17 protein-coding genes and 1 riboswitch are annotated in these 16,041 nt (G+C 72.2%); of the genes, 10 read left to right on the forward strand and 7 right to left on the reverse strand.

The features are described 5' to 3' along the window. Window positions 1-328 precede the first annotated feature (328 nt). Window positions 329-976, forward strand: coding sequence for a phosphotransferase family protein (locus ACGFZQ_RS04665; protein ID WP_393839135.1), 648 nt, complete (start codon window positions 329-331; stop codon window positions 974-976). A gap of 302 nt (window positions 977-1,278) precedes the next feature. Here the strand turns inward: ACGFZQ_RS04665 and ACGFZQ_RS04670 are convergent, their stop codons facing one another. Next, window positions 1,279-2,310: a hypothetical protein gene (locus tag ACGFZQ_RS04670; RefSeq protein ID WP_393839136.1), complete on the reverse strand. Its 1,032-nt coding sequence runs from the start codon at window positions 2,308-2,310 to the stop codon at window positions 1,279-1,281. Window positions 2,311-2,593: 283 nt separating this feature from the next. On the opposite strand from ACGFZQ_RS04670, the gene ACGFZQ_RS04675 reads away from it, so the two are divergent. Continuing rightward, complete coding sequence (locus ACGFZQ_RS04675; protein WP_351731695.1) at window positions 2,594-3,190, forward strand: XRE family transcriptional regulator; 597 nt, start codon at window positions 2,594-2,596, stop codon at window positions 3,188-3,190. A 31-nt stretch (window positions 3,191-3,221) separates the two neighbouring features. On the opposite strand, the gene ACGFZQ_RS04680 is transcribed toward ACGFZQ_RS04675, so the two are convergent. Then, window positions 3,222-4,307 carry an MBL fold metallo-hydrolase gene (locus ACGFZQ_RS04680; RefSeq protein ID WP_393839137.1) on the reverse strand — a complete coding sequence of 362 codons (1,086 nt, stop codon included), beginning with the start codon at window positions 4,305-4,307 and terminating at the stop codon, window positions 3,222-3,224. A gap of 99 nt (window positions 4,308-4,406) precedes the next feature. Here ACGFZQ_RS04680 and ACGFZQ_RS04685 point away from each other — a divergent pair, with 99 nt between their 5' ends. After that, window positions 4,407-5,864 carry an aldehyde dehydrogenase gene (locus ACGFZQ_RS04685; RefSeq protein ID WP_393839138.1) on the forward strand — a complete coding sequence of 486 codons (1,458 nt, stop codon included), beginning with the start codon at window positions 4,407-4,409 and terminating at the stop codon, window positions 5,862-5,864. Window positions 5,865-5,870: 6 nt separating this feature from the next. Then, window positions 5,871-6,104 carry a ferredoxin gene (locus ACGFZQ_RS04690; protein ID WP_362574436.1) on the forward strand — a complete coding sequence of 78 codons (234 nt, stop codon included), beginning with the start codon at window positions 5,871-5,873 and terminating at the stop codon, window positions 6,102-6,104. A gap of 190 nt (window positions 6,105-6,294) precedes the next feature. Here ACGFZQ_RS04690 and ACGFZQ_RS04695 read toward each other — a convergent pair whose 3' ends face one another. Next, complete coding sequence (locus tag ACGFZQ_RS04695) at window positions 6,295-6,921, reverse strand: 1,4-alpha-glucan branching protein (RefSeq protein WP_393839139.1); 627 nt, start codon at window positions 6,919-6,921, stop codon at window positions 6,295-6,297. Between the two features lie 190 nt (window positions 6,922-7,111). On the opposite strand from ACGFZQ_RS04695, the gene ACGFZQ_RS04700 reads away from it, so the two are divergent. Then, window positions 7,112-7,975 carry a tetratricopeptide repeat protein gene (locus ACGFZQ_RS04700; protein WP_393839140.1) on the forward strand — a complete coding sequence of 288 codons (864 nt, stop codon included), beginning with the start codon at window positions 7,112-7,114 and terminating at the stop codon, window positions 7,973-7,975. A gap of 126 nt (window positions 7,976-8,101) precedes the next feature. After that, window positions 8,102-8,283: riboswitch (TPP riboswitch) on the forward strand. Window positions 8,284-8,292: 9 nt separating this feature from the next. On the opposite strand, the gene ACGFZQ_RS04705 is transcribed toward ACGFZQ_RS04700, so the two are convergent. Further along, window positions 8,293-8,934: a TetR family transcriptional regulator gene (locus ACGFZQ_RS04705; RefSeq protein WP_351731710.1), complete on the reverse strand. Its 642-nt coding sequence runs from the start codon at window positions 8,932-8,934 to the stop codon at window positions 8,293-8,295. A 219-nt stretch (window positions 8,935-9,153) separates the two neighbouring features. Here ACGFZQ_RS04705 and ACGFZQ_RS04710 point away from each other — a divergent pair, with 219 nt between their 5' ends. The 3 genes from ACGFZQ_RS04710 to ACGFZQ_RS04720 are packed head-to-tail and all read left to right on the forward strand — an operon-like array spanning window position 9,154 to window position 12,607. Further along, the gene (locus ACGFZQ_RS04710) at window positions 9,154-10,764 is read left to right on the forward strand and encodes a glycosyltransferase family 4 protein (protein WP_393839141.1); all 1,611 of its coding nucleotides are present in this window, start codon (window positions 9,154-9,156) and stop codon (window positions 10,762-10,764) included. Continuing rightward, window positions 10,758-11,540, forward strand: coding sequence for a class I SAM-dependent methyltransferase (locus ACGFZQ_RS04715; protein WP_393839142.1), 783 nt, complete (start codon window positions 10,758-10,760; stop codon window positions 11,538-11,540). The genes ACGFZQ_RS04710 and ACGFZQ_RS04715 overlap by 7 nt, the downstream gene beginning before the upstream one ends. Then, on the forward strand, window positions 11,537-12,607 hold the full coding sequence (locus ACGFZQ_RS04720) for a prenyltransferase (protein WP_393839143.1): 1,071 nt from the start codon (window positions 11,537-11,539) through the stop codon (window positions 12,605-12,607). Before ACGFZQ_RS04715 ends, ACGFZQ_RS04720 begins: the two co-directional genes overlap by 4 nt. A 31-nt stretch (window positions 12,608-12,638) precedes the next feature. Here the strand turns inward: ACGFZQ_RS04720 and ACGFZQ_RS04725 are convergent, their stop codons facing one another. Further along, entirely contained in the window at window positions 12,639-12,926 is a 288-nt protein-coding gene (locus ACGFZQ_RS04725; RefSeq protein WP_351731719.1) for a hypothetical protein, read from the reverse strand. Between the two features lie 135 nt (window positions 12,927-13,061). Between ACGFZQ_RS04725 and ACGFZQ_RS04730 the strand changes: the two genes are divergently transcribed. Both ACGFZQ_RS04730 and ACGFZQ_RS04735 read left to right on the forward strand, forming a co-directional pair. Then, window positions 13,062-13,622, forward strand: coding sequence for a hypothetical protein (locus tag ACGFZQ_RS04730; protein ID WP_351731721.1), 561 nt, complete (start codon window positions 13,062-13,064; stop codon window positions 13,620-13,622). A 271-nt stretch (window positions 13,623-13,893) separates the two neighbouring features. After that, entirely contained in the window at window positions 13,894-14,046 is a 153-nt protein-coding gene (locus ACGFZQ_RS04735) for a hypothetical protein (RefSeq protein ID WP_393839144.1), read from the forward strand. 15 nt (window positions 14,047-14,061) lie between these two features. Here ACGFZQ_RS04735 and ACGFZQ_RS04740 read toward each other — a convergent pair whose 3' ends face one another. Together ACGFZQ_RS04740 and ACGFZQ_RS04745 are read right to left on the reverse strand one after the other, a co-directional pair. Then, on the reverse strand, window positions 14,062-15,072 hold the full coding sequence (locus ACGFZQ_RS04740) for an LLM class F420-dependent oxidoreductase (RefSeq protein WP_393839145.1): 1,011 nt from the start codon (window positions 15,070-15,072) through the stop codon (window positions 14,062-14,064). Window positions 15,073-15,170: 98 nt separating this feature from the next. Continuing rightward, window positions 15,171-15,974 (reverse strand): hypothetical protein, encoded by an 804-nt coding sequence (locus tag ACGFZQ_RS04745; RefSeq protein WP_393839146.1) that lies wholly within the window; start codon window positions 15,972-15,974, stop codon window positions 15,171-15,173. Between the last annotated feature and the right edge of the window lie 67 nt (window positions 15,975-16,041).

Raw genomic sequence — 16,041 nt, forward strand, 5'->3', positions numbered from 1 at the left:
GGGTGCCTCTCCCTGCGGGGGAGCCGGGCGGCACGGGACACCCCGGCGGCTCGGCTCCGTGAACCTCGACGGTGCCGTGCGCCGACGGGTGCCGGCGCACATGAGCCGATCAACGTCCCGCGCGGGGCGGTCCGGCTCACCGTCGGTGCGACGGTTCGCGGGCAGGGGTGTCCCCCGGTTCGGGCGAAGCCGGGAACCGAGGAAGGAGCGGCGCCGGGTTTGCACCGGCTTTCCCCCGTACGGGTGATGACGACCCGGCTACCTTACCGGCCGCCGAATCGAAGCTGAGGGGCGGCTGTGGGTCGTAGTGGCTGGTTATGGTCATGCCATGACGGGGAGACTGCTCGGTTCGGGGCGTTCGGCCGACGTGTACGAGATCGACGAGGCGTGGGTGCTGCGCCGGGACCGGGACGGCTGGGGGGACGCGGCCGCCGAGGGCGCGGTGATGACGTACGTGCGGGAGCACGGGTACCCGGTGCCCCGGGTGCGGGCCTCCGGGTCCCGTACCGACCTGGTGATGGAACGGCTGTCCGGGCCGACCATGCTGGCGGCGCTGCTCGCGGGAGAGATGGGAGCGGCGGAGGGCGGTGCGCTGCTCGCTTCGCTGCTGCGGCGGCTGCACGCGGTGCCCGGACGGGACCCGGCCGAGCCCGGCTCCCGTGTCCTCCACCTCGACCTGCATCCCGACAACGTGATGCTGACGCCCGACGGGCCTCGGGTCATCGACTGGACCAACGCCGAGGACGGGCCGCCCGGCCTCGACTGGGCCATGTCCGCGGTGATCCTCGCCCAGGTCGCGGTGGGCGATCTGCCGGTGGCCCGCGATCTGCTCGCGGCCCTGCTCGCCGATCCGGGCGAACTGACCGAGGAGGGGTTGGCGGAGGCCCTGCGACGACGGGCGGCCAATCCGACGATGAGCCGCCGGGAGGTCGAACTGCTTGGCGCGGCGGAGAGGTTGATACGGACCCTGATGTGACCGGACCGCGGGCTGACCTCGGCTGCGATCCGGTGGCGGCTCGGTGGGGCGCGGGGCCGCATCGGTGTGCGGCTCCGCCGCGAGACGCGACTGGTCAGGACGGTGCCGGGGCCGAACGGCGGTCGCCGGCCGGCGGCGATGGTGCTGTGGCTGAGCGAGGGGTGTCGAGCGGCGGTGCCGGGGGCGAACGAGGGCCGCCGACCGGCCACGATGGCGCCGGGGCCGAATGACGGCCGCCGACCGGCCACGACGGTGTCGCCGCCGACCGGCGGCCGTACATCACGGCCTGGGCGGCGAAGCGTTCAGGCCGCTGTCACGATCGGGGCGATGCCCGCGGACAGGTGGCGGCCCATCCGGCGCAGGGCGTCGTCGCAGCCGGCGGGATCCTCGCCGACGGCCACCCACAGCGCCAGCCGGTCGTCGACGGTCGCGTGCGGCCCGGCGGTGACCTGGCGGCCGGCGTCCTGGGTGAGGATCATGCGTTCGGCGCCGGGCTCCTGGGCCGCGTCGGGGGAGAGGGTCAGGTGGTCGAGGCGGCCGGTGGCGGCCGGGTACGCGAACCGGATCGCGGCCGCCCGCTGCAGGGTGGGCGTGGTGTCCGGCACCTCGCCGGTGGCCAGCGCGGCGGCGGCCTGCGCGAGGTCGACGCCGGTGGCGCGTCTGACGAGGAGCGGGATCAGGTCGCCCGGGAGGCACGGGGTGACGTCGGTGACCCGGGGGCCGCGGTCGGTGAGCCGCAACCCGATGTGCAGCACACCCCGGGTGAGGCCGAGGGCGTGCACGGTGCGGTCGACGGCCAGGCGCAGGAAACGGTTGTGCAGCAGGCCGTCGTGGGCGTGCACGGTGTGCCGGAGCGGCTGCCGGGCAGGCGCCGGGCCCAGGGTCGTACGGGTGATGGCGACGATGCGGATCTCGCCGTCCAGGACGACGGTCTCGGCGCTGACCCTGGGCGTGCCCGGGTCGTCGACGGGGGCCGCGCCGGCGACGAGCGAGGCCCGCAGCGCGGCCGGGTCGGCGCAGGCGGCGGCCGCGGCGAGGGAGGGGCCGGGGAGCCCCAACTGCCCGGCGATCCTGGCGGCGGCGACCGCGTACTCGGCCGAGTGGGCCAGCACCCCGCGGACCCGGTGCCGGGCCGCGAACCGCACCACCGCCGACGCCGTCGCCCCGTCCTTGCCGGGGTCCGCCGCGAGGTGGCCGGCCAGGCACGGGTGGGCCCAGGCGGGCGGCGCGGCGTCCACCAGCACCACGGGGCGGGCCGCGGCGAGGCGCGTCAGCACGAACTCGTCGTACGCGCGCCGGCGGCCGGCGCCGAGGAGCAGGATGGGCTGCGACATCGGTGCGCCTCACCTTCCGGGAGGAGGCGGGCGGCTGGTCGCCCCGGATGCCGCTCCCCCATGGGCGGCACCCGAAGCGGGTCGGTTCGACCGTGGCCTGGTGACGTGATCGTTCCCGATCCTTTCTGCCGTACCGTCATATGTCAACGATTGCTGCCCCATTCCGCAGTGACCCTTGTCATGTCTGGTGAGCGGGGCGAGGAATTGGATAACCTCGCGTCTGCTCGGCCGACCGACTGCTCGGCTGACGCCCAGTCAACGACGTGTTTCCAGGGGGACCTTGGTGAGTGACGCCCATGCCCCGCTGGCCGGCGTACTGGCACGGCTCGGGGAACTGACCGGACGGCCCGGACGGCTGTCCGAGGTGCTGGACGTGGCCGACCTGTCGTACCGCACCGGGGTCCCCGTCGGGACCGTCGCCGAACTGCTCGCAGGCGGGACCGCGCCCGAGGCGGGGCTCGCCGAACGGGTGCGGCAGCGGCTGGACTTCATCCGCGAGAACCGGCGCCGGCCCGACGGCAAGCGGTACTCGCTGGGCGAGCTCGCGGCGATCGCCGGCACCAGCAGGCAGTGGCTGAGCGAATGGCGCAAGAGCGGCATGCCGGGCCTCGAACACACCGACCGGCTGAGGCGGTTCTTCGGACTGCCGCCCGGTTTCTTCACCGCCGACGAGCCCGAGGCGTTGTACGAGGCGCTCCAGCCGGTACTGCAGGGGCTGGAGGCGCAGGCCGACCCGCTGTCCCGGCTGCGCGAGAGCGGCCTGGTCCGGCTGGCCGCCCGTGCACCGCAGATGAACGCGCGCCAACTCGCCACCCTCGCCGACCTGGCGGAGATGCTCATCACGTCCGAGAGTGCCACCGTCGGCCACGCCGTCAACTAGGCGTGGAGCGGGCGGCCGCCTCACGACTCCGCTACACCGCCACGTACGTCACCGGCTCGCTCCCCGCCACCGGTTCCACGAGGCCCTGTTTCACCAGGCGCCGCAGGTGCGCCTCCGCCTCCGAGACGGCGATGTTCCGCGATCCGTAGGGGATCTGCTCCCAGGGCCGGTTCCACTCCATCCGCACGGCCAACTCCCACAGGGTGAGGGGCTGTCGGAGCAGGGCGAGGAGCGCGGTGAGACGTTCCTCGTGGTGGGTCAGGAGCTCCCGTACCCGTGCCGGTGCGTCGGTGAAGGTGTACTGGTGGGCCGGGAGGACCTGGGCGGGGGCGAGCCGGCCGATGCGTTCCAGGGAGTCGAGGTAGTCACCGAGGGGGTCGGTGACGGTCGCGTCGTCGGGATCCTCGTAGAGACCGATGTGCGGCGTGATCTCGGGAAGCAGATGATCACCGGAGAACAGCCGCCCACGCCCCGGCAGTTGACTCGGATACTCCCCCTCCAGATGCAGGCAGACATGCCCGGGCGTGTGCCCCGGAGTCCAGACGGCACGCAGCCGCCGGCCGGGCAGGTCGAGCAGCTCGCCGGGAAGGATCTCGCGATCGGGAAGAGCGGGGGACAGGCCCGGCGGAGAGTTGCGCCGACGGGGTCCGCCCCGCAGCGGCGCCACATGCTCCTCGGGCGCACCGGCGGCCGTCAGCTTCGCCGCCATGTAGGTGAACCACCGCTCGGGCCGGGTCTCCCGGGCCCGTCGCACGATGGCCGCGTCGGCGGCGTGCATGGCAAGCCAGGCCCCGGAGGCCTCCCGTACCCGCCCCGACAGACCGTGATGATCGGGGTGATGGTGGGTGATGACGACCCCGTACACCTCACCGACACCCGTACCGCACGCCGCCAGCCCCGCCACCAGAACGTCCCAGGACCCGGGATCGTCCCACCCGGTGTCGACCAGCACCGGCCCACGATCGGTGTCGACGACGTACACCAGCGTGTGGCCAAGGGGATTGTCCGGAATGGGAACCTCGACGGACCGCACACCCCCACCGTGATCGTGCACGGCCACCTCCGCCCGCCCCGCCGGCTCGTCCGACCCGTCGTGCTCGCCCTGACTGCTCGCCATTCGTCGCCCTCCGCCCCCGCACCGCCGCACGGCCATTGCTCACTATAACTAGAACTGGTATCAGTTCTGAAACATCGTCAGGAAGGGTGGCGGGGCGCCATGACCGAGTTCCTGGAACACGGACAGCTGTTCATCGGCGGGGAGTTGACCGATCCTCTGGGCAAGGACGTCATCGAGGTGGTCTCGCCGCACACCGAGGAGGTGTTCGGGCGGGTGCCGCATGCCTCGCGGGAGGACGTGGACCGGGCGGTCGGGGTCGCGCGGCGCGCCTTCGACGAGGGGCCCTGGCCGCGGATGAGCCTTGCGGAGCGGGTCGAGGTCGTCACTCGGATCAAGGACGCGATCGCCGTACGGCATGAGGAGATCGCGCGGGTGATCTCCTCCGAGAACGGTTCGCCGTACTCGTGGAGCGTGCTCGCGCAGGCGCTCGGCGCGATGATGGTGTGGGACTCGGCGATCAGGGTGGCACGCGACTTCACGTACGAGGAGACGCGCGACGGGGTGCTGGGGAAGATCCTGGTGCGGCGGGAGCCGGTCGGGGTCGTGGCGGCCGTCGTGCCCTGGAACGTGCCGCAGTTCGTGGCCGCCGCCAAGCTCGCCCCCGCGCTGCTCACCGGCTGCACGGTCGTGCTCAAGCCGTCCCCGGAGTCGCCGCTGGACGCCTACATACTCGGCGAGATCACCAAGGAGGCCGGGCTGCCGGACGGCGTCCTGTCCATCCTCCCGGCGGACCGCGAGGTGAGCGAGTATCTCGTCTCGCATCCGGGCGTCGACAAGGTCTCCTTCACCGGCTCGGTCGCGGCCGGCAAGCGGGTGATGGAGGTGGCCGCGAAGAACCTCACCCGGGTGACCCTGGAGCTGGGCGGCAAGTCGGCCGCGGTCGTGCTGCCGGACGCCGACGTGGCGGTCTCCGTCGCCGGGATCGTCCCCGCGGCCTGGATGAACAACGGCCAGGCGTGCGTCGCGCAGACCCGCATCCTCGTCCCGCGCTCCCGCTACGACGAGTTCGCCGACGCCCTCGCGGCCGCGGCGAGCGCCCTGAAGGTCGGCGACCCGCTGGACCCGGCCACCCAGGTGGGCCCCCTCGTCGCCCGCCGCCAGCAGCAGCGGAACCTGGACTACATCCGCATCGGCCAGGAGGAAGGCGCGAAGATCCTCACGGGCGGCGGCCGTCCGGCGGGCCTGGAGAAGGGCTGGTACGTCGAGCCCACCCTCTTCGGCGACGTCGACAACTCCATGCGGATAGCCCGCGAGGAGATCTTCGGTCCGGTGATCTGCCTCCTCCCCTACGGCGACGAGTCCGAGGCCCTGAAGATCGCGAACGACTCGGACTACGGGCTGAGCGGAAGCGTGTGGACGGCGGACGTGGAGCACGGCATCGAGGTCGCGCGTCAGGTCCGTACCGGCACCTACTCCGTCAACACCTTCAGCCTGGACATGCTCGGGCCGTTCGGCGGCTACAAGAACTCGGGTCTGGGGCGGGAGTTCGGGCCCGAGGGGTACAGCGAGTTCCTCGAACACAAGATGATCCACCTCCCGGCCGGCTGGGAGGCGTGAGAGGCCATGGGGGACCGCTGGCACGTCGAGGTCGACCGTTCGATCTGCATCGGCTCGGCCCAGTGCGTCAACCGCGCCACCGGGGCCTTCCGCCTCGACTCCGCCATGCAGTCCCACCCCGTGGACCCGGAGACGGACGCCAACGGCAGGATCCTCGACGCGGCCGAGAACTGCCCGGTGGAGGCGATCACGATCACTCTGCTGGGCAGCGGGGAACCCGTCTTCCCGCCCGAGGACTAGCTTCCGCCCGAGGCTAGGCCCTGTCGTCAAATTCCCATCTGCCCCGCGACGCCATGCATGCACTCTCGCCGCACCGGGCCCTGACCCAAGTACGTCCAGTACGAGGCTCAGGGCCCGGCACGCCAAGAGCACGCACCTGACGCCGCGGGGCCCGCCCTCCGGGCGGACGACGGGAATTTGACGACAGGGCCTAGCGGGGCTGAAGGGCGGCGAACAGTGCCCTGACGCGCGTGCCGTCCGGTTGCTGCCAGGCTCCGGTGACATGCCCGGCCGCGTCGGCGGGCGGCAGCGAGCCGGGGGTCAGTACCCGCCGTAGCCGCAGGACCAGGCCGTCGTCCGCAACGGCGAACTCGGTGCTCTCGTCGGTGTCGACGGGGGCGCCGATGCCGGGGAGCGGGCCCGCGCCGGTGTATCCGCGGGCGACCTCCCGGTCCGGGGTGTCGGTGATGCTCTGTGCCTGCGCCGCGGCACGCCCCTCGATCAGGGCGCCCAACTCGGCCGTCAGCACGGGGTCGTGGCAGCCGTCATAGGCCCAGCGCGTACCGAGCACACCGTGCTCCATGGTGCCGATGAGAGCGTGCTCGGCGCCGTCGAGCGGGGCGGCGCGATAGGTGAGCGGTACGAGATACGCGTCCGTGCCCTCGGTGGCGACCATGAACTCGATCCCCACCTCGCCCTCCGGGTCGTCGAGCCGGAACCCGCCGGCCTTCACCAACTCCGGTGCGGCGGGTCCGTGGTACCAGGGACGGGTGGGGAGCCAGTCGGCCAGGAGCTCGACCTTGGTGGGCTTGAGGGTGGTGTGGTGGATGAGTGCCATGGGGGAGATTCTCTGATCAGGCGCCGAGTCCCGCCAGAGACTTTTCACCCCGGCGACTGATCCGCCGGCTCGGCGCCGACCCGCCGACGGCTCGACCCCGGCCGCCGACGGCCCGCCCCCGGCCCGGCGTGGTCTGTCGGTGGCCTGGGATACGCTCCTGCCGTCCGGTGGGCCGATCAGGGTGGGGAACGTGCGCAAGTCCGAGGCCGAGGGCCTGATCAAGGAGGCCTACGAGGCCTGGGAGGCCGAGGAGTGGCTGACCGCCGCCGGGCTCTTCGAGCGGGTTCTCGCGCGGTTCCCGGACGAGGAGCGGAGCGCGGTGTGGTGGTACGACGCGGCGCTCGCCCACAAGTTCCTGCGCAACTGGGCCAAGGCCTGCGAGCTGGGCCGCGAGGCAGCCGCCCGCGCTCCGCGCGGTGAGGGCGACCCGGCGTTCTGGAACCTCGGCATCGCGGCCACCATCCAGGGCGACTGGGCCACCGCCCGGGACGCCTGGGCCGGCTTCGGCATCGAACTCCCGGCGGGGGAGGGGGAGATCGACGGGCGGTTCGGGGCGGCCTGCGTGCGGCTGGACACCGGCGGCGAGCGCGAGGTCGTGTGGATCGACCGGTGGTGTCCCACGCGGGGGCGGGTGATGAACGTGCCGGTGACGGCGGGGCGGCGGTTCGGGGAGGTCGTCGTGCACGACGGCGAGCCCACGGGGCGCCGGGTGGTCGACGGCCGCGAGTTCCCCGTCTTCGACGAGCTGCTCCTCCTCCGGGCGTCCGGGCTGCCGACCCTGGAGGTGACGGTGAACGCCGGCGAGGCCGCCGACCTGGACGCGCTGATCGCCCTCTTCGTCGAGCACGAGTTCGGCGCGGAACCCGCGAGCAGCCTGGAGGTGCTCTGCGCCTGTTGCAGCGAGGGCACCCACGAACAGTCGCGCAAGGTCCACGCGGGGGCCCAGCGGGTGTCCCTGGCGGCCCCGGAGGAAGAGGCCCGGCTGCTGCTGGAGCGCTGGGCGGGGGAAACCGCGATCGGGCGGAGCTGGAGCGGGCTGGAGACGGTGGGCTAGCGACCCGGAGGGCTGGGCCGGCGGCCCGGAGACGCTCGCGCATGCGCCCGTATCAGGAAAAGTAGAAAAAATCCACCATTGGGGTGTTCTATTCCCCTCCATGCGTTCTATGCTGGTATCAGCCTACGAGGCGAGTGAGGGAGTCCGAGCGGAGTAGCCGACTCAGGCGTGACGCAGATGCATACGCATCCGCCGGTGCCGACGTCGACGGTCGGGCTGAGAGGTCGAAAGGCAGCAGTTGGGCCGGACGGCGACCCCCATCACCTGATCCGGACCATGCCGGCGAAGGGAACCCGTCTCGTAGGTCTTCGCATGCCCTACGGCTTGTCCTGTGGCTTCCCGCCCGGCTCCGTCAGGTCGATCAGCCGGCACACCGTCTCGATGTCGATCTTCACCTGGGCGATGGAGGCGCGGCCCGAGAGCCAGGTGATCAGGGCCGAGTGCCAGGTGTGCTCGATGACGCGGACGGCGGAGAGCTGGGCGGGGGTCGGGTCGGTCAGGCCCATCGCGTCCAGGATGATCGCCGTCGTCTGCCGGGAGACCTGGTCCACCTCGGGCGAGACGCTGCGGTCGGCGAAGGTCAGGGCCCGGACCATCGCGTCGGCCAGATGTGGCTCGCGCTGCAGTGCCCGGAAGGCCCGCATCAGGGTCTCGGCGACCCGCTCGGACGCCGTCTCGCCCGCCGGCGGCTTCTTGCGCAGCGTGCCGTGCATGTGCTCCAGCTGGTCCTGCATGGTCGCGACCAGCAGATGGACCTTGGACGGGAAGTACCGGTAGAGCGTGCCCAGCGCCACCTGGGAGGACTCGGCCACCTCGCGCATCTGCACCGCGTCGAAACCGCCCCGGCTGGCCAGCTGGGCGCTCGCGTGCAGGATCCGGCGGCGCCGGGCCTCCTGCCGCTCGGTGAGCGGCGGGGTGGCCGATCTGGCGCCGATGTCCACCTTGGCTTCCGCAGGCATGGGTCCCGTCCGTGACAGTCGGTGAGGGCAGTGCTCAGGGCGAGTGATCAGACAGCATGGCAGGGGTCGCGTCGTGGCGCGAATCACCTGATCCACTGCTCACTCCGCCCCTACCTGCCGGTAGATTCAGAGGCTCTTGAACGATCAAGTCTGAAACTTGTTCTAGATTAGCGTCCCGGCGTAACCTCGCGGGAAAGTGCAGGGAGAAGGGGGCCCAGAGTGACCGCTGAGGCCAGGCGGACGGGTGCCGACCAGGAACCCGCCGCCGGTGGGGGCCCCTCCCGCGCGAGCGCAGCCGAGCGTGGGGGAGAGCGACCGCTCGACATCGCGCTCCTCACCTATAAAGGGAACCCGTTCTGCGGCGGCCAGGGCGTCTACGTACGGCACCTCTCCCGCGAACTGGCCCGCCTCGGTCACCGTGTCGAGGTGATCGGCTCGCAGCCGTACCCCGTCCTCGACGAGGGCTACCCCGCGCTCAGCCTCACCGAGCTGCCCAGCCTCGATCTGTACCGCTCCCCGGACCCCTTCCGGACGCCCGGGCGGGACGAGTACCGGGACTGGGTCGACGCGCTCGAAGTGGCCACCATGTGGACCGGCGGCTTCCCCGAACCGCTGACCTTCTCGCTCCGCGCCCGCCGCCATCTGCGCGCCCGTGCCGGGGAGTTCGACGTCGTCCACGACAACCAGACGCTGGGATACGGCCTGTTGGGGGACGTCGGCGCCCCCCTCGTCACCACCATCCACCACCCCATCACCGTCGACCGGCAGTTGGAGCTGGACGCGGCCGAGGGGTGGAAGCGGCGGTACTCGGTACGCCGCTGGTACGCCTTCACCCGGATGCAGAAGCGGGTCGCCCGCCGGCTGCCCTCCGTGCTCACCGTCTCCGGCACCTCCCGTCAGGAGATCGTCGACCATCTCGGCGTCCGCGAGGACCGCGTGCACGTCGTCCACATCGGCGCCGACACCGACCTCTTCGCGCCGAATCCCGCCGTACCGCAGGTGCCCGGCCGGATCGTCACCACCTCCAGCGCGGACGTACCCCTGAAGGGGCTGGTCTTCCTGGCCGAGGCCCTCGCCAAGGTACGGACCGAACACCCCGCCGCCCACCTCGTCGTCGTCGGCAAGCGGCCCACCGAGGGGCCCGTCGCGCAGGCGGTGGAACGTTACGGCCTGGACGGCGCCGTCGAGTTCGTGAAGGGCATCTCCGACGCCGAACTCGTCGACCTGGTCCGTTCGGCCGAGGTCGCGTGCGTGCCGTCGCTCTACGAGGGCTTCTCCCTGCCCGCCGCCGAGGCCATGGCGACCGGCACCCCGCTGCTCGCCACGACGGGCGGCGCGATTCCCGAGGTCGCCGGACGGGACGGGGAGACCTGCCTGGCCGTGCCGCCGGGCGACGCCGACGCGCTGGCCGCCGGACTGCGCCGCCTCCTCGGCGACCCGGAGCTGCGGGTACGGCTGGGCCGGGCCGGCCGTGAGCGGGTGCTACGGCACTTCACCTGGGCGCGCGCCGCGGAGGGCACGGTGGCCCGCTACCGCGAGGCGATCGCCGCCGCACCGAACCGAACCGGGCCGCGCCCGGTGACTGCTGCGGCTGCCCGCCCGGCGACCATGGCTGTCGGCCGCCCGGCGACCACGGCGGTTGTTCGTCCTGGGACCGCGGCTGCCGACCGCCCCGCGGCCACGGCGGCCGATGACCCCGGCACCCCGGCGGCCGCCCGCCCCGTGACCACGGCCGTCGAACGCCCCGTGGTGCCGGAGGCCCCAGAGGTCGTCTCCCCGGACTTTGTCTCTTCAGAGGTTGTCAATTCCGAAGGCAGGGCTACGTGCTGACCGTCGACTTCTCCCGGTTCCCGCTCGCCCCGGGGGACCGCGTCCTGGACCTCGGCTGCGGGGCCGGACGCCACGCCTTCGAGTGCTACCGGCGCGGCGCCCAGGTCGTGGCCCTCGACCAGAACGGTGAGGAGATCCGCGAGGTCGCCAAGTGGTTCGCGGCGATGGAGGAGGCCGGCGAGGCCCCGGCGGGCGCGACCGCCACCGCCATGGAGGGCGACGCGCTGGCGCTCCCCTTCCCCGACGAGTCCTTCGACGTCGTCATCATCTCCGAGGTCATGGAGCACATCCCCGACGACAAGGGCGTGCTCGCCGAGATGGTGCGCGTGCTCAGGCCCGGCGGGCGGATAGCCGTCACCGTGCCGCGCTACGGCCCCGAGAAGGTCTGCTGGACCCTCTCCGACGCCTATCACGAGGTCGAGGGCGGGCACATCCGCATCTACAAGGCCGACGAGCTGGTCGGGAAGATCAAGGAAGCCGGTCTGCGGCCGTACGGCAGCCACCACGCGCACGCGCTGCACTCGCCGTACTGGTGGCTGAAGTGCGCGTTCGGCGTCGACAACGACAAGGCGCTGCCGGTACGGGCGTACCACAAGCTGCTCGTCTGGGACATCATGAAGAAGCCGCTGGCCACGCGCGTCGCCGAGCAGGCGCTGAACCCGGTCATGGGCAAGAGCTTCGTCGTCTACGCCACCAAGCCGCACCTGCCCCGGACCGAGGCCGGGACCGGCGCCGGGACCGACGCCCCCGCGGACACCGAGGTGGCCGCCAAGTGACCACCCCCCGGACAGAACACCTCGTCCTGCCCGGGGTCCTCACCGCCGGGCAGGCTGCCGCGACCGTCCGTGGCATCCTCGCCGTACAGCGGGAGGACGGTGCGATCCCCTGGTTCCGGGGGCACCACCTCGACCCCTGGGACCACACCGAGGCCGCGATGGCGCTGGACGCGGCCGGGGAGCACGCGGCCGCCGAGCGGGCCTACATCTGGCTGGCCCGGCACCAGAACGAGGACGGCTCCTGGTACGCGGCCTACGCCGACGGCGCCTACGACGACGTCACCGACCGGGCCCGCGAGTCCAACTTCGTCGCCTACATCGCCGTAGGCGTCTGGCACCACTACCTCTCCACCGGCGACGACACCTTCCTCGACCGGATGTGGCCCGCCGTCTACGCGGCCGTCGAGTGGGTGCTGCGGTTGCAGCAGCCCGGCGGCGAGATCGGCTGGCGCCGCGAGGACGACGGGACGGCCGCCGACGACGCGCTGCTGACCGGGAGTTCGTCGGTCCACCACGCGCTGCGCTGCGCGCTCGCCATCGCCGAGCAGCGGGAAGAGCCGCAGCCGGACTGGGAGTTGGCGGTGGGCGCGCTGCGGCACGCGATACGGCGCCACCCGGAGCGGTTCCTGGACAAGGACCGGTACTCGATGGACTGGTACTACCCGGTGCTGGGCGGGGCGTTGACGGGTGCGGAGGCGGGCGCGCGGATCGAGAAGGACTGGGAGCGGTTCGTCGTACCCGGGTTCGGGGTGCGGTGTGTCGTACCCAATCCGTGGGTGACGGGCGGGGAGTCGGCCGAACTCGCCCTCGCGCTGTGGGCGGTGGGCGAGTCCGACCGGGCGTTGGAGATCCTGCAGTCCATCCAGCACCTGCGGGACGCGGAGTCGGGGCTGTACTGGACCGGATACGTCTTCGAGGACGACGCGATCTGGCCGCGGGAGCTGACCACGTGGACGGCGGGGTCGCTGTTGCTGGCCGTGGCCGCGCTCGGGGGGCATGACGCCACGTGTGCGGTGTTCGGGGGCGCGCAGCTTCCTGCCGGGCTCGAGGTGGACTGCTGCGCCTGAGGGGGCGGGGGCGCCGCCCTGACCGGCGTTCTCAGTGCCGCTGCATCCGGTTGGCGATCGCGTGGCCGATGAACAGGTAGACGACCGCGGCGAGGCCGTATCCCGCCACCACCCTCGCCCATGCCTCGTCGAAGGTGAACAGGTCGCGTGACCAGCCGGCCAGCCAGGCGGCCGCGTTGTGGACGAACTGGACCAGGCTGTTCGCCCGGTTCGCGTCCAGCAGGTACATCATTATCCAGAGGCCCAGTATGAGGGCCATGATGTCGGCGATGACCGCGACGACCGTGCCTGCCTGATTGTGACGATATCGAGGGGACATGCCCTTCGGGTTGCCGTCGATCGGTCCTTGAAACCCGAACCGGGTTCCCCCGAGTGGCGAGGTGCCGCCGTCTGGGTGACGCTGCCGGAGGAAGCAACCGCTCGGGGAGGACATCGAGACACACGGGAGGACCCCGTGCCCGTACCGATACGGCGCCTGGTCGTCGCGCTGACCCTCTGCTGCGCACTCGTCGCCGGCGTGACCGCATGCAGCAGCACTCAGAGCAAGTCCACCGACACCGGCATGGCCGCGGTACCCGTGGCCGACACGCCCAGTCCGAGTACGTCCGCCGAGAAACAGAAGTTCGCGAAGACCCGGTTCGTCGCGAACGCGTCACTCGCGGCCGGCGCGACCTACCAGTGGATCGTGAAACCCTGGAAGGCCGGCAAGTTCAAGAAAGGCGCCCACGGCCGCACCTTCGCCCTGATCAAGGCCGGTCTCGCGGGCACCTTCGCCTACAACCGGCTGCAGGCCGCCAAGCGGAACGCCCAGGGTGATCCGCTGCTGTCCAAGGCCGTCGCCCCGCTCTCGTCCGGCATCGACGCGCTGAAGGACCTGCCGTCCAAGCTTCGCAAGGGCGACGGGAACGCGGCCAGTTCGTTCAACGACGTCATCAACAACGTGAAGGACGCGGGGAAGAGCGCCGGCGCCCCGGTCACCAACCAGGTGCCTTCGACGTCTCAACTCACCCACTGAGAAACGCGGTTCGGGAACGGCGCCGGAGCGTCTGAGTGCCGTACGCCCGGTGTTCGGCTCGTTCGCCCGGTGTTCGGCCGGAGTTGACGCTTCCGGCGGAGACCGTTCGAGGCGGTCCCCGATGATCCTGCCCCGGAGAGGCAGGAGCGCAGGTGTCCGACTCCAGACCCGTCACCGCCGACGAGCCCCGGCTCGGCCTCGGCCGAAGACCCCGGCGCCGTTTCCCCCGCCGCGTCCTGCTCGCCCTTCCACCGAGCCCGCCCATGTCAGGGTGACCTGCTCGGTCTCCGAGGTCCGCGAGGAGTTCCAGGACGAGGAGTACTCCGACGGCGTCGGGTTCCAAGCCCGCTGCCCGGGCAAGGTGCGCAGCCGGAACCGCCGGGCCCGGGAGCTGACCGTGGACCCGCTCGCCGTCTGCCGTTGAATCCTGGTCGGCCGGCTAGGAGTTGAGCTCCGCGAGCACCCGCAGGGTGTGCGGGTCGGGGGCCAGGGCCAGCAGGTCGGTCACCGGGCCCTCGCGCCACGACTCCAGCCGCTCGGCGATGCGTTCGCGCGGGCCGACCAGCGAGATCTCGTCGGCGAACGCGTCCGGCACCGCCAGCACGGCCTCCTCGCGCCGCCCGGACAGGAACAGTTCCTGGATCCGCCGCGCCTCCTCCTCGTACCCCATGCGCGCCATGAGGTCGGCGTGGAAGTTGCGGGCCGCGTGGCCCATCCCGCCGATGTAGAAGCCGAGCATGGCCTTCACGGGCAGCAGCCCGGCGGCCACGTCGTCGCAGACCTTCACCTGGGCCATGGGGGCGACCAGGAAGCCCTCCGGCAGGTCCGCCAGTGCGGGCCCGTACACCTCGGGCCGGCTCGGCGCCCAGTACAGCGGCAGCCAGCCGTCGGCGATCCGGACCGTCTGGGCGACGTTCTTCGGCCCCTCGGCGCCCAGCAGGATCGGCAGGTCGGCCCGGAGCGGGTGGGTGATCGGCTTCAGCGGCTTGCCGAGACCGGTGGCGTCAGGACCCCGGTACGGATGGGAGTGGAACCGCCCCGCCGACTCGACCGGACCCTCCCGGCGCAGCACCTGCCGTACGACGTCCACGTACTCCCTGGTCGCGGTCAGCGGCGACGTCGGGAACGGGCGGCCGTACCAGCCCTCCACGACCTGCGGCCCGGACAGGCCGAGCCCCAGCATCACCCGGCCCCCCGACAGGTGGTCCAGGGTCAGCGCGTGCATCGCGGTGGTGGTCGGCGAGCGGGCCGCCATCTGGGCAACGGCCGTACCCAGCCTGATGGTTGTCGTCTGCGCGGCGATCCAGGTGAGCGGGGTGAAGGCGTCCGAGCCCCAGGACTCCGCCGTCCACACCGAGTGGTACCCGAGCCGCTCCGCCTCCCGCGCCAGCGGCACATGCTCCGGGGAGGGCCCCCGCCCCCAGTATCCGAGCGCCAACCCGAGCCGCATGCGAGCCTCCTGACGATGCGTCAGACGATCGGGGGACGACTGTACGACAACGGCCCCCCGCCCGGAAGGGCGAGGGGCCGTGGGTGGTCTTCGGGGGGTCAGCCGCGCTGGATCCCGGAGGTGTCCTGCAGCACGCCGCGGCGGCCGTCCTGCGTCTGTGCCACCAGGGCGCCGCCGCGCTGCTCGACGGCCAAGTACCAGGTGCCGGGAGCCAGTTCGGCGATCGGCGCGGTCGAGCCGTCCTCCGCGAACAGCGGCCGGGCCACCGGGACGGCGAACCAGAACGGCGAGAAGTCGGGTGCGGGGGTGGCCGGCTGCTGGTGCGCGGCGGCCGGGGGCTGCTGCTGGCCGAACGGCTGACCGGCCTGCGGCTGGGCGCCGTACGGCTGGCCGGGCTGCGGGGCGGCACCGGGGTAGCCGTAGCCGCCGGGGGGCTGGGCGCCGTAGGGCTGCGGGGCCGGCGGCTTGGGGGCCGGGACCAGGGCCGCCTGGAGGGCCGGGACCAGCGGGGTGGCGATCGCGGCCGCGGCCGCGACCAGCGTCGCGAGCAGGCCGAGGATCAGACCGGAACCGGCGCCGATGTCGACGGTGTTGAGGTCGTCGAACGCGCCCAGCGGGTCGATGGTCGACCAGAGCGCGGTCCACAGGGCGAACACCGTGAGCCCGACGCCGATCTGGCCCAGGTCGAGACCGACGAACTTCAGCGGCTGCGGAAGCGCGCGGGCGAGGACGATCAGGACCGCGCCGGCGATCCCGCCGACGTACATGCTCATCACCAGGCCGAGGTTGTCCCAGGCGTTCGGGCCGGACTTGTCGAACGTGTTGAGGAACGACGCGATGAAGAGCAACACCGCTGCTCCGATCAGCACGCCGTCGCCTCTAGTGAGGGAGCGGATATTCACTTCGGGTCCTTCGCAGGTCGTCTCGTCGGCGGAGGAGGCGTCGCACGTGGCCTCTCACGGTAGGTAG

Source organism: Streptomyces sp. NPDC048254 (assembly GCF_043201895.1).
Taxonomy (GTDB): Bacteria; Actinomycetota; Actinomycetes; order Streptomycetales; family Streptomycetaceae; genus Streptomyces.